Here is a 13,380-nt window from a genome sequence, read left to right on the forward strand (position 1 = left end):
TCCACTTACGGACTGGGAAGCGCCGCATTCGGGGCTGGCATCACTTATAATTTCGAGAACACGGCCAGGGACTATTAAAGCGGCACAGATTTTCACTACGAGTGCGCCGCGAGGCCGCGAAGGGATTGTTCATCGGCGTCGTAGCCTATGAGTATCGCCAATTTCAGGATCCGGCGCCCGCCTAGGTCCGCTTGAGGGCAGCGTCGACGCGATTGGCGGCGGTGTTCAATATACGACGATCGTGAACGGCACCGTCCTGATTCTCAACGCTCGGCACTATGACAAGTACAATGTCGAGAAGCGTTGGGATGGAAGCATGACGATAGTTTCTGGCACCTTCCGCTATTGATCCGACTATCGAATGACCAACCTCTTATCATTCGAAATAGGATTTTAATCAGTACGCAGCAGTGATTTTCATTCTGTCCTAACGCAGCGCAGCGACGTATTCGTTTGACTATCGGCAAAAGCCACTAGACAGTCCGCGCTGGGTAGGCGGTCACTACGCGTCAGCGAGCGGCTGGTTATGCTTAAGCAATTTTTGGCTAACTTTGTTCGAACGCATTTTCGTTCCCGCGCGCGATAGCTATCATACGCCTCCAGCTTTGTTGGCAAGAATTCTCCGTCGCACGGGGAGACGATGATCGTTCATCCGGACATCTACTCGAGACCTCAGGCTGAAGTCCCGACGGAACGACCGGGTATGGTCTTCGTGCCCGGCGGGACATTCCGAATGGGGTCGGACAGGCATTATTCCGAAGAATCCCCGAGCCATCGCGTAACTGTCGATGGTTTCTGGATCGACGAGACGCCTGTGACGAACGCCCAATTCAAGAAATTCGTCTCGGAAACTCGCTACACGACGTTTGCCGAGATCCCCCCCAAGGCCGAAGATTATCCCGGCGCGCTTCCTCACATGTTGAAAGCCGGTTCTCTCGTCTTTACGCCGCCGAGGCATGCGGTCGACTTGAGAGATTGGAGCCAGTGGTGGGATTTTCGCTTCGGCGCGAATTGGCGTCATCCGTATGGAAGAGGTTCGTGGACGAAAGGGCTCGATGAGCATCCGGTCGTCCATGTCGCGTATGCTGATGCGGAAGCCTACGCGATGTGGGCCGACAAAGAACTCCCGACCGAAGCTGAGTGGGAATATGCAGCACGCGGCGGTCTCGAAGATGCGGAATTTGCCTGGGGGGACGAATTCACACCTCAGGGTCGGCACATGGCCAATACCTGGCAAGGCATGTTCCCGCTCGAAAATCTGAAGGAAGACGGTTACGAGCGTACCTCGCCAGTCAGAGCCTTTCCCGCAAACGGCTTCGGCCTATACGATATGATCGGGAACGTCTGGGAATGGACATCTGATTGGTACTCGACGAAGCATGCGGCCGACGCTCCAAAAGCCTGCTGCGTTCCGGTTAATCCGCGCGGACCGGCGAGAGAGCAAAGTTTCGACCCGTGCCAGCCAAACATCCGTATTCCTCGCAAGGTGTTGAAGGGCGGGTCGCACTTGTGCGCACCAAACTATTGCCGCCGCTATCGCCCTGCGGCGCGCCATGCCGAACCAATCGACACGTCAACCAGTCATGTCGGATTCCGATGTGTCGTTCGAAAACGTCCTGACGAGGAATAAGCGTTGCGAGGAAAAATGAGAATACTCTTGAAGACTTGTGTTGCCTTCCTAATGCTGTCTGTTGTTGTGCCGGCTGCCTCTTATGCCGATGAGCAGAAGTTTTCCAAGCAGCAACTCGACCAGATGCTGGCGCCAATCGCGCTTTATCCAGATGATCTTCTGTCCAACGTTTTAATGGCGTCGACCTATCCCCTGGATGTCGTGGAAGCGGCGCGATGGCGCAGCGATCCTGCCAACGCCAAATTGCAAGGTGATGCGCTCGTCGATGCCCTGAAAAGTAAAAGTTGGGATCCAAGCATTAAGGCGCTCGTCCAGTTCCCGGACGTCTTGAACATGATGAGCAATCAACTCGACTGGACGCAGAACCTCGGTGACGCATTTCTTGCACAGCAAGACGCTGTCATGAATGAGGTGCAGTTCCTGCGTCAGAAAGCCGATTCAAGTGGCCATCTCAGAAGCAATTCCCAGCAGACCGTCACGCAGGACGATGGATCCTACGTCATCCAGCCTGCCGAGCCCGATACGGTTTACGTGCCGGTTTATGAACCGTCGGTGGTCTACGGGCCGTGGTGGTATCCGGACTATCCGCCGTATTATTGGGGGTATCCGGACGCGACGTTCGTGGACGGATATTTTTGGGGGGCGGCCGGTGTCGCCATCGCCGGCGGCATCTGGGGCTGGAACCACTGGGATTGGCGTCACCGTCGCATCGACGTTAACGTGAACCGCTGGAATCGTATCGACGACAACCGCCGCCGCATCAAGAGCAATGTCTGGAAGCACGACGCGCACCATCGTGGGCATGTCGTGCGCAATAAAAATTTCAACCGCGCCAACGTCGAACGACGCCTCAAAAATACCGACCACAGGGCGCTCGACAATAAGGTCAATCACGGCGCGCAATTGCGCCATAACGGCCGCAATTTCAATAAGGCAAGAGGCGGCAAAAACAGGGCAGCACATGTTCAGCGCTCAACGGGTGGCAGGAAATTCGTAAAGCCGAACCGGCCGCGGCACATGCGCGCTCGTCCTCATGCGAAGCGACCAGCATTCCACGCTCATCGCGGCGGCGGGAGGCGCGGTGGTTTCAGAAGGCGCAGATAGCGTTCTGATTCCGAGGCGGATTGAACAAAATGATCGATGAGAGACTGTAACGAGTTCAGTAACTCCTAGAGCCTCACATGATAGTTGCGGTGGCACGCACACACATCGGCTGGATGCTGGGTTTCCTGGCATGCATGCTCGTTGTCTCGGTCGCAGCCAGCGCGCTATCCGATCCATTGCCCTCCTGGGAGGAAAGCCAAGCCAAGCGGCAGATCCTCGACTTCGTTGGAAGGGTGACGGCGAGGGGCGGAGCGCACTTTGTGCCCGGGACGCAACGCATCGCTGTCTTCGATAATGACGGGACGCTGTGGGCGGAGAAGCCGATTTACGTCCAGGCACAATTTGTCATCGACAGAATTCGAAGTCTCGCCCCGCAGCATCCCGAATGGAAGGATAAGGAGCCGTTCGCCTCGATCCTGAAAGGCGATATGAAAGGTATCGCTAAATCCGGAGAATCCGGCGTTGCGGCGGTTATGGCCGCCACGCATGCAGGGATGACGACGGACGAATTCGATAAAATCGCCGAAGACTGGATTAGCACGGCCAAGCATCCGACGATGGGCCGGCTTTACACCGATCTAGTCTATCAGCCGATGCTGGAATTATTATCCTATCTCCGCGCCAACGGTTTCAAGACGTTTATCGTCTCCGGTGGCGGTATCGAGTTCATGCGGCCTTGGACGGAGCGCGTCTACGGCATTCCACCGGAGCAAGTCATCGGCAGTTCTGGTGGGCTGAAGTTTGAAATGCACGACGGCAAGCCGTTGATCGTGAAGTTGCCGACTCTCGTCCTCAACGACGATAAAGACGGAAAGCCGGTCGGCATCGAGCGCCACATTGGCCGGCGGCCGGTCGCCGCGTTCGGTAATTCCGACGGCGATCTTCAAATGCTCGAATGGACGTGCGATGCGCCGGCCACGCGGCTTTGCCTGCTCGTGCATCACACCGATGCCGAACGCGAATGGGCCTACGATCGCTCATCTCGCGTCGGCAAGCTCGACAAAGCACTTGATGAAGCGACCGCCAAAGGTTGGACGGTTGTCGACATGAAGCATGACTGGAAGACGATCTATCCCAAGGAGGTCAAGCCATGAACCAGGAAAAACGGGGTTCTCACAGGGCCCCCCGCGCCAATTTGAGCTCATGCCATTGGCCATGGCACGCCCGCACCGCAATAACAAATTACGTTGACTACTGAATGATCTCGCAAGACAGTCTCGGTCGTAGATGGGAGGTCGCTACGCGTTCCCGGATGCCGGCTATGCGTATGTATTTGTTTGCACGATCAAAAGCCGCTCGCTGCCCAGAAACTGGCGGGCGATCTCGATTTTTTTGGCGCAGGAGCCAATTTTCTCTGCCCAGCGTTACCCTGAAATTTTAGCGCTGCTGGAGAGGATGGGCGATGAGTATCGCCCGTTCGCGAAGTCGCCTGGAAGCAATTCAAGAATCTATTTCAAGCAAATATCTCAACGCATCTCGTCAGGGAGCGCCATAGATGACCAGCCAAACCTCATCTGGCTCAAGCGTCCTGGCGCAAGCCGTGGTGCTGGCGTCCGCGGCACTCATCCTGCTCGGCTTGTTTTGGTACGGCGTGTCGAGCGAGGTTTTTAAAAGACAATGGCAAGACTTTACGGGGCGGCCCAGCGGACCGATGTCATTCCGCTTTATTTTGCAGCCGACGATGGCGATGATGGCTGCCCTGCACGATGGCATCAATGACGCGCGTCTCGGCCGGTCCCCTTATTTCTGGACGGTACTCACGAATGCTCAAAAACGTTCGGAGCGGCTACGCGAAGGCATCGTTTCTACGGCGCGTATCATTCTTTTGGGACTCGTCATGGATGCGATCTATCAGTTCAAGGTATTGGGAACTTTCTATCCTGCTGAGGCCGTTATCATTGCCGTTGTTTTGGCCTTCGTCCCGTACCTGCTGATCCGAGGGCCTGTGGCCCGCATTGCGCGGCTATGGTGCGCTCAGAAATCCCGAGAGGCATGATCAGCTATGGCGCGCGATCCAAAATCCGGCATCACAAGTGCATCTGCGTCGGACGATATTTCGGTCGAGCTTTCGCTACGTCGTACTGGTATGTCGTTTCAACGCACGCGTATGAGCGCCGACCGGACGTTGATGTCTGTCATCCGCACCTCGCTATCGCTCATCAGCTTCGGATTCACTATTTTTCAGGTGTTTAAGAAGCTGCGAGATCAGGATGTGATCACGCATGCCGGAGCATCCAGAAATTTTGGTGTGGCGCTCGTTCTGCTCGGCATTATCATGTTGGTCGTCGGCATCATCTATCACGTGCAATTCATGTTGGGCTTGCGCCAAGAGCGCGAGATGATGCGCCAGGCCGGACTGGTCCACGGCGAGAGCCGCTTTCCTCCATCCTTCACACTTATCACTGCAATCGTCCTTTTGCTGATCGGCATCTTTGCGATCGTCAGCATGCTTTTCCAGATCGGACCATTTGGCTAGCGCCAACAACAGGAGGCAAGATGGATACGTAGGACGCAATCAGTACGGGCGAAGCGAATTTATTGGGAAATACCATGGAGGGAATAGCAGAAACCAAAAGGAGCCTAACATGGCCAAGGAAGCGAAAGGCAGCAGCGGCGCACCCCGTAAATCCGACAAGCCCAATATCCTCGTCATCTGGGGTGACGACATCGGCATCTCGAATTTAAGTTGTTATTCGCATGGATTGATGGGCTATCAGACGCCCAACATCGATCGTCTCGCCAAAGAAGGCATGATGTTTATCGACGCTTACGGTGAGCAATCGTGCACCGCGGGGCGCTCTTCTTTCATCACCGGCCAAAGCGTGCTTCGCACCGGCTTATCGAAAGTCGGCATGCCTGGCGCGCCGATCGGCATGAACGAGAAGATCGTAACGATTGCGGGCGCATTGAAAAATCAAGGCTATGCGACTGGTCAATTCGGAAAGAACCACCTCGGCGATCTTAATCACATGCTGCCTACCAATCACGGCTTCGACGAGTTCTTCGGCAATCTCTACCATTTAAACGCCGAAGAAGAGCCGGAGATGTACGACTATTTTCCTGAAAAGGACTTCCCAAATTATCGCAAGAATTTTGGACCTCGCGGCGTCATCCATTCTTGGGCGACCGATAAAGACGATCCAACCGAAGAGCCGCGCTGGGGGAAGGTCGGCAAGCAGAAAATAGAAGACACCGGTCCATTGAACCGTAAGCGTATGGAGACCTGTGATGACGAGTTCGTAGCCGCGGCGAAGGATTTCATCAAGCGCGCCGAAGACGCGGGGAAGCCGTGGTTCGTGTGGCTCAACACCACTCACATGCACCTTTATACTCACCCCAAAAAAGAAAGCCTCGGTCAAGCCGGTCGTTGGCAGTCGCCGTATCACGACACGATGATCGACCACGATAAGAACATTGGCCAGATGCTGGATTTTCTCGATGAACTCGGCATCGCAGAGAACACGTTCGTCCAATACTCAACCGACAATGGTCCTCATCGCAACTCCTGGCCGGATGGCGGCATGACGCCATTCCGTTCCGAGAAAAATACAAACTGGGAGGGTGCCTTCCGAATTCCTCAGTTGGTGCGGTGGCCGGCAAAGATAAAGCCGGGACAAGTCTCCACGGAGATAGTTCAGCTTCACGACTGGTTTCCGACGTTTCTCGCAATGGCGGGCGATCCCGACGTCATGGACAAGCTGAAAAAGGGTTATCAGGCTTGTGGAAGGACGTACAAGAACCACATCGATGGCTTCAATCTGCTCCCGTTTTTGACCGGCGAACAAAAAGAGAGTCCACGCAAGCTGTTCGTCTACATCAGCGACGATGGCGATATTCTCGCGTTGCGCTACGACAATTGGAAATGTGTCTTCATGGAACAGCGCTGCAAGGGAACGCTCCAGGTTTGGGCGGAGCCATTTACGCGATTGCGCGTGCCAAAACTCTTTAATCTACGCACTGATCCCTACGAATTCGCCGATACAACGTCGAACACGTACTATGAGTGGTTCATTCGTCGCGACTATATTGTGTTCGCGATCAATATGGTTGCCGCAAAATTTGCCGAGACGTTCAAGGACTTCCCGCCGATACAGAAGCCCAACAGCTTTACGATCGATGACGCGATCGAAAAAATGAAGGCAACTGCGGTGGCTGGCGACTGACGCGCTATGCATGAGAGGGCGGCGAGGATCTCGCCGTCCTATCGCGCTTCAATTCAATCGCCTAGAAGCCGCGTGCGTGGGTAAGATTGATGACATGGGCGAGCGAGACGAAGGGCCTGCTGCAGGCTTCGTGATATTTGCCAGTCAAGCCACGAAAGCCGTGCGGATCGTTGCTGAAATGGACATGACGGACGCGTTGTCCATCGACCAAAGGCTCGTGGCAACTCGCACAGCGCGGTCCGCGCGGTTCATCCTCGTCACGCATTCCATCGAGTGGCATGAGACCTTCCCCCGAAAAATCCCCAGTCAGCATTCAGGGTGGCACGACATCGGGAGCGCTTCAAAGTCGAATTTGGTCGCAGCTTGTGGGCAAAGTCGTCAAATCTGTGAAGAGATGAAAAAAGCCGCGGTTATCCTTTTGGGAGGTCGTGATGCGTTTTTCGCCTGACGGCAAATACTTTTACGTCAATGGCATTGGTTTTCCGCTTTCACATCATTTGGTCCTGACCGCCATCTTCCTTGCAGGACGGGCGTTGCAGCAGCTGAGGGCGGAGTCGTCGACCTCTTCTACAAGCCGGTCAACGAAACACCTCGACAATGAAATGCTCAGCTTGCCCTGCGCCTGCTCGCCCGACCTTGAAGCGCAAACCCTTGCGTCGACTTCGGATGCGAGGGAACCGCCCTGAATCCATGTCCCTCGCTATTGATGCAGCTTTTCGAGATACGAAGCGATCGCTGCCGCGTCTGTGGTCTTCAAGCCCATATCCGGCATGGCGTTCCCAGGGGCGACGGATTGTGGGCTGGCGATCCATTTGGTCATGTTTTCGATGTTGTTCTGCAATCGCCCCGCAATGAAAACGCGGTCGCCAATTCCCGCGAGCGGCGGGCCAACGCGCCCGTCGGCGTTATCGATGCCCGGAATCGTGTGACACGATCCGCATCCATAGTGTTCTATGAGCGCTTTGGCATTTGCGGGTGCACCGGCGGGCTCGGCCTTAACAACGGAATATCCCGATGAGACGGCGGAGAACGAGCACGCCAGCAGTCCGGCTCTCGCTAAATGTGTTACGGTTCCGCGACGTTCAGCATTCTGGAGCGATTTGACGAACAACCAAGCAATCGGAGCCAGGAAAAAAATTCCGGCAGGGATCCACATGATCAAGCCCGCGATTTGCTGATCTTCAAGCGGCGTCATTCCCCATGCATACGGCGCCATCCCGTGAGCCTTGAACAAGACGACCGGCGACAGGATCATCAGAGCGCCGGGGAGACCACTGAGAACCGCGATGGCGGCAACAAACAGCATGCTCGGAATAAATTCCATTCGACGCCGACCCGACGGTTCGATCACAAGCGTCCAGAACATGAATGAGGTGATGACGAAACTCAAATGCTCGAACGTGTGTACCCATTCATTCTGAAGGCTCCAGGCGTAGGGGCGAGGCAGATGCCAGAACGAAAAAGTTCCGAGGAAAAGCGCTGCCACCGACAACGGGTGCATCAGATGCCAAATACCTGATCGCAGCCAATGGACCGTAATGGAAGTGGCGACCTGCTTCCGGAAGCTGCGCGGCAACCCCCAGATCATTACGAGGATCGGGCGACTCCAGACGAGCAAAGGGGGTACGACCAGCATCAGGATCAAATGCTGACCCATGTGCGCCGAGAAAAGCGCGTCGGTGATTTCGTCAACTTGTGGGGACAGGACGATGACGAACAGGGCCATCGCGATTGCAAATGCGATAGTTTGCGACGCGGTTACGACGCGGCGCGCACCAACTTCTCGCCGTATGCGAATGATGCCCGCTGCATATGCTACGACGGCGACTATGATAACGATTGTTTCGAGGTATCTGATCGTCTCAGACGATTGAGTGTCATTGGATACGGCGTGTGCGCTTGCTGCCGTAGCGCAGAAGGTCGTCAGCAACGGTAAAAGAGCGCAAAGTCTTTTCAGCATGGCGGCCCCACAATAGATCCCAGGGCATCAACTGCGATTGCGAACCCGAAAAGCGTGCTCGTTAGAACTCCGCACATGGCCATGAAGCGCGTTCGACCTTCTCCGGCATGGACGAGTGCGCGCGCCTCTCCCACTTTTTCGTTTTTCGTTTTATTCCAGAGAACAAAAGCGACGTATCCTGCCGACACCGCAAACGCGAGCGAGGCGATGTCCACGAGAAGAATCATGGCCAGAGTTCCCGGCGGACCACGTAAAATGTCTTCCCGAGCTACGGCGCCGATGCAACGTTGGCCTGCGATCGAATAGTTGATGAGCAGATGCAGAACCCACGCAATTGGTGCGGAAAGAAGCCCGAATGCCAACGCCGACAGCGGGGCCTTCTCTCGGTGAGGGGCTGGATGGGCTGAGCCCGATATGGTTGCGCCTTGATGCATCGCTTAGCTCAAGTAAGGGGTGATGTAGAAAGTGAAGAATACTGTCAGCCAGACGGCATCGACGAAATGCCAATAGAGCGCGCCGATTGAGAGCGCGATGCGCCGGCGATCCGAAAGGAGCCCCGCGGCCATCCAGGAAATCAACGCGACGATCATCAGCAAGCCGGCAACGACGTGTGCCATATGAAATCCTGTGATCGTGAAATAAAGCGATCCGTACGGGTCGGACGAGACCGTGAAGGTCTTATTGTGCCATTCCAAAAGTTGAATGCCCAAGAACAAGAGACCTAGAAATGCCGCGAGCGACATGCCGAGGAACGCCTCTGCGCGGCGCCCTTGTTTGAACTGACGCTCGCCCCACCAAATCGCTACGCTGCTGGCGAGAAGAATGATCGTGTTCGGCAATGCCAACTTCAATGAAGGCGGATGTGTGGGCCACGTCGAATGTATTTCTATGGCCATGTAATAATAACTGAAGAGCAGATAGGCGAAGACCGCGGCTTCCGTCGCAATTACGAACAGCATTCCCCACCAGCCCGATGACCGATGAAGTCCGGCAGCGGGAAGGTGCTCATCCGGCCGAGAGACGACAAGATCAGCCATGCGACACCTCAACGGGCCGGAACGTCACGCGCGTGGGCCAAAGCCACAGCAGTATCGAGAGAAGAATGGCGACGATGGAAAAAGCGCCGCCGGCGAGCGACTGCGCGAGCATGGAGACGAAAAGCGCGCTGAGACCTAACGCCAAGAATAACGGCGCATAGCTATCGTCAGGCATTTTTAGGATAGCATCAGGCTCCGCGTCGATCGTGGTTGTGGCGATCGTCTCGCGGCCATGGTCGAGCGCCAAGCCGCTATTGATCGAAGAGCGCTCATCGGTTTCCTGGAGGATGTCTTCCCATAAAGGATGGCGACTTGCGACGATTGGAATGACTGCGAAGTTGTAAGCTGGTGGTGGTGAGGACGTCGCCCATTCGAGCGTCGGAGCGTTCCACGGATTTGGTCCTGCGAGGGCGCCCGAACGCAGACTGATGGCGATGTTGATGAGAAATAGCAGTATTCCGAAAGCGAGAATGAAGGCGCCGATCGTTGTGATCATATTCAGCGTCGTCCAGCCGAAGTCGGGTCCATAAGTGTAGATGCGGCGCGGCATTCCAAGAAGTCCGGTCAGATGCATCGGCAGGAACGCAATATTGAAACCGATGAAAGTTAGCCAGAAATTCCATTTGCCCAGGCGCTCGCTCAACATGCGCCCCGTCATTTTCGGGAACCAGTAATAGAGCCCTCCGATAACCGGAAAGACGTTGATACCGATCAGCACATAATGAATGTGGGCGACGACAAAATAGGTGTCGGTCAGCTGCCAATCGACCGGCACGGCTGCGGTCATGAAGCCCGACACGCCGCCGATAACGAAAAGAATAATGAAGCTAGAGAGGAACAAAAACGCGGTTGTCATTTGTGGACGTCCCATCGCGATGGTGGCGATCCAGGCGAAGACGGCAGTCGCGCTCGGAATAACGATGACGAACGAAGCCGCACTGAAGAAGGACATGCCGATGTTCGGCAGACCTGTCGCAAACATGTGATGGACCCAGACGCCGAAGCCGAGAACCATCGTCAGGACAGTAGCCAGCGCAACGAAGGTGTAGCCGACGAGGGGACGCCGGCAAAAAACAGGAAGCGCATCGGACACGATGCCCATGGCTGGAAGCACGATGGCATAGACCCAGGGATGCCCAAACATCCAAAAGAGGTGCTGCCATAGGAGAGGTTGGCCCCCGGCTGGGACGTCATAGAAATGCGTTCCAAATCGCCGGTCGAGCCAGAGAAGAAAGAACGCCAGACTGACAGCGGGAACTGCCAGGATATTTCCGGCCGATGCCGTCAGCGTTCCCCACACCATGATGGGTAAGCGATTGATCGACATCCCAGGAGCGCGCGTGCGCAGAAGCGTCACGACGAAGTTGATCGCGCCCACCGTCGTCGAGATCCCTAGAAAGATCAGCGCCATCGCGTAAATGTCGATGTTGATGCCGGGATTGAAGTCCTTTGACGCATACGGCACGTAGTCGAACCAACCGGCGTCCGGGGCAACGCCGCCGACGAAACTGCCATAGAGGAAAATTCCGGAGAATAGATAAATCCAGTAGGAAAGGGCGTTGAGCCGCGGGAACGCCATGTCGCGAGATCCAAGCAGCAACGGCCACAGGTAGTTGCTGAACCCAGAGAGAATTGGCGAGGCGTACCAAAAGATCATCGACACGCCATGCATCGTGAAAAGCTGATTATATTGTTCGGGAGTCAGCAAATGCTCGTTGGGACCGGCGAGCTGGAGACGCATAATCAGCGCTTCGATGCCGCCGATGATTAAAAATGCAAAGGCCGTAACGATATAGCGAATGCCGATCGACTTATGGTCGACGGTCGAGAGCCATCCGAGGAATCCCGGGCGCGTCTCCCAAATGCGTTCGAGCTTTTCAGCAAGTGCAGGCGTCGCATCGACGGTCGGGATCGCGGTCGTGTCTGCCATGCGTGTCCCTCCTAGTGCAACGTTCTGAGGTAGCTCGTGACGGCTTGAAGCTCGTCGCCCGACAGAGAGACCCGCGGCATGCGGCTTGCCGGTTTGATGTGCTGTGGGTCGGCAATCCATCCCGCGAGATAGCCGCCGGCGTTAGGGACCGTTCCATCCGCGAGTGTCGCACGAGTCATAAGGTGCGACAGATCTGGCCCATAGATACCGCCGGCTTCCGTCCCGCGAACGGTGTGGCAGCCCGCGCAACGCCGCTCGAACACGACCAGTCCAGCTTTCCCGTCGTCCGTAGCTGGCGGCGCTGCGGGTTTCAGCTGATCGTTTCGCCATGCCTCGAATTTGTCCGCGGGTTCCGCAACAACGCGGATTGCCATATGGGCATGCTGAGCGCCGCAGTATTCCGCGCATTGCCCGAGATAGGTGCCCGGCTTTTTTGCTTCGATCCAGGTGGTGTTGATCTGCCCTGGAATGACATCCGTCTTACCTGACAGTGCGGGTACCCAAAATGAGTGGATGACGTCCGCAGATCGCAGCGTCACTTTTATCGGAACGCCCGCCGGGATGTGAATTTCATTGGCTGTGGTGAAAACTTGAGATGGCTTGTCGCTCAAATAGCGAATACCCCACCACCACTGATGTCCCGTGATCGCGATCGTCAACGCAGGCTTTTGCGGCGGCTCGCCAATGGCCGCAAGCGTTACCATTGTCCAGACGACGCAGCCAACAAGGACAAGCGTCGTGATGCCGAGGCCCCATCCAAAAATGTTGAAATTGTTTGGTCGATGGCCGTCAGGCTGTATGCCGTTGTCCAGATCAGACGGGGAGCGCGACCGGAATACAGCCCATAAGACCAGCCCAGTCATCAAAATCACAACGATGATCGAAATCGCCAGTAGGCCCCAGGTCAGCGCAAGGATGCTGTCGGCCTTAGGGCCGGAGGACTGAAGAAAATTGAGAGGGGCAGCGGTCGCGAATGCCCGGGCAGGAAACAAGGCGCACAAAGAGAACGCCGGAGCAGCGTTCGCCGTCACTTTCACTAGATCGTGCTGCGCGCTTCTCATTTCTTTTCTTCTTGAGCGGCTGTCTGATTGTGCGGCGGATGTGATAGCGAGCGGACATAAGCGGCGAGCTGCCAAATCTGTTCGTCTGGCAGGAATCCCCGGAACGACGGCATGCCATTCGGGCGGCCTTCCCGGATGGTGGCGGCAATGTTTTCGATGGAATCGCCATAGATCCAGACGTTGTCCATCAGAGGCGGCCCCATGCCGCCGCCGCCATGGAAATGGCACCCGACACAGTTCATGGCCGTGAAGAGTTGCTTCCCTGCAGCGATTTGCTCGGGATCGTTTTCGATGCGGCGGCCTTCGGCGCTGTGATCGACGACGGGCTTGCCTGCTCCAGGCGTTAGCGGCACCAGGGCGACGCGTGGCTCTTCGTTCGATTGAGTAGAGCTTCGCTCAGTCGCTTGGTCGCCTTTGCTTTCTTGCGCTTTGCATGCCGACAGCGACATCGCCAATGCGGCGCACGCCAGAAAGGAAAATATACGCGTCACTGTT

13 protein-coding genes are annotated in these 13,380 nt (G+C 56.0%); 8 read left to right on the forward strand and 5 right to left on the reverse strand.

Annotated elements, in window-relative coordinates; genetic code table 11:
• Positions 1 to 640: 640 nt before the first annotated feature.
• The 8 genes from RLW55_RS09985 (at position 641) to RLW55_RS10020 (ending at position 7,583) form a co-directional block, all read left to right on the forward strand.
• On the forward strand, positions 641 to 1,630 hold the full coding sequence (locus RLW55_RS09985; protein WP_423416342.1) for a formylglycine-generating enzyme family protein: 990 nt from the start codon (positions 641 to 643) through the stop codon (positions 1,628 to 1,630).
• Positions 1,631 to 1,645: 15 nt separating this feature from the next.
• Entirely contained in the window at positions 1,646 to 2,734 is a 1,089-nt protein-coding gene (locus RLW55_RS09990) for a DUF3300 domain-containing protein (RefSeq protein WP_423416343.1), read from the forward strand.
• A gap of 113 nt (positions 2,735 to 2,847) precedes the next feature.
• Positions 2,848 to 3,828, forward strand: a complete 981-nt coding sequence (locus tag RLW55_RS09995; protein ID WP_423416402.1) for an HAD family hydrolase — start codon at positions 2,848 to 2,850, stop codon at positions 3,826 to 3,828.
• A 401-nt stretch (positions 3,829 to 4,229) separates the two neighbouring features.
• Positions 4,230 to 4,730, forward strand: a complete 501-nt coding sequence (locus RLW55_RS10000) for a hypothetical protein (protein ID WP_409560887.1) — start codon at positions 4,230 to 4,232, stop codon at positions 4,728 to 4,730.
• A gap of 6 nt (positions 4,731 to 4,736) precedes the next feature.
• Positions 4,737 to 5,210: a YidH family protein gene (locus RLW55_RS10005; protein WP_423416344.1), complete on the forward strand. Its 474-nt coding sequence runs from the start codon at positions 4,737 to 4,739 to the stop codon at positions 5,208 to 5,210.
• A gap of 109 nt (positions 5,211 to 5,319) precedes the next feature.
• Positions 5,320 to 6,897 carry an arylsulfatase gene (locus RLW55_RS10010; protein ID WP_409560885.1) on the forward strand — a complete coding sequence of 526 codons (1,578 nt, stop codon included), beginning with the start codon at positions 5,320 to 5,322 and terminating at the stop codon, positions 6,895 to 6,897.
• Between the two features lie 76 nt (positions 6,898 to 6,973).
• Entirely contained in the window at positions 6,974 to 7,345 is a 372-nt protein-coding gene (locus RLW55_RS10015; protein WP_423416345.1) for a hypothetical protein, read from the forward strand.
• A complete protein-coding gene (locus RLW55_RS10020) occupies positions 7,329 to 7,583 on the forward strand; it encodes a hypothetical protein (RefSeq protein WP_423416346.1) in 255 nt (84 codons plus the stop codon). Before RLW55_RS10015 ends, RLW55_RS10020 begins: the two co-directional genes overlap by 17 nt.
• A gap of 14 nt (positions 7,584 to 7,597) precedes the next feature.
• On the opposite strand, the gene RLW55_RS10025 is transcribed toward RLW55_RS10020, so the two are convergent.
• The 5 genes from RLW55_RS10025 to RLW55_RS10045 form a co-directional block, all read right to left on the reverse strand.
• On the reverse strand, positions 7,598 to 8,857 hold the full coding sequence (locus RLW55_RS10025) for a cytochrome c oxidase assembly protein (protein ID WP_423416347.1): 1,260 nt from the start codon (positions 8,855 to 8,857) through the stop codon (positions 7,598 to 7,600).
• 437 nt (positions 8,858 to 9,294) lie between these two features.
• Positions 9,295 to 9,894, reverse strand: coding sequence for a cytochrome c oxidase subunit 3 (locus tag RLW55_RS10030; protein WP_423416348.1), 600 nt, complete (start codon positions 9,892 to 9,894; stop codon positions 9,295 to 9,297).
• Positions 9,887 to 11,824 carry a cytochrome c oxidase subunit I gene (ctaD, locus tag RLW55_RS10035; RefSeq protein WP_423416349.1) on the reverse strand — a complete coding sequence of 646 codons (1,938 nt, stop codon included), beginning with the start codon at positions 11,822 to 11,824 and terminating at the stop codon, positions 9,887 to 9,889. The genes RLW55_RS10030 and ctaD overlap by 8 nt, the downstream gene beginning before the upstream one ends.
• Before the next feature lie 11 nt (positions 11,825 to 11,835).
• Entirely contained in the window at positions 11,836 to 12,885 is a 1,050-nt protein-coding gene (gene coxB, locus RLW55_RS10040) for a cytochrome c oxidase subunit II (protein WP_423416350.1), read from the reverse strand.
• Positions 12,882 to 13,376 carry a c-type cytochrome gene (locus RLW55_RS10045; RefSeq protein ID WP_409560877.1) on the reverse strand — a complete coding sequence of 165 codons (495 nt, stop codon included), beginning with the start codon at positions 13,374 to 13,376 and terminating at the stop codon, positions 12,882 to 12,884. Before RLW55_RS10045 ends, coxB begins: the two co-directional genes overlap by 4 nt.
• Positions 13,377 to 13,380 lie beyond the last annotated feature (4 nt).

The sequence above is a fragment of the Hyphomicrobium sp. B1 genome, from assembly GCF_049532635.1.
Lineage (GTDB): Bacteria > Pseudomonadota > Alphaproteobacteria > Rhizobiales > Hyphomicrobiaceae > Hyphomicrobium_B.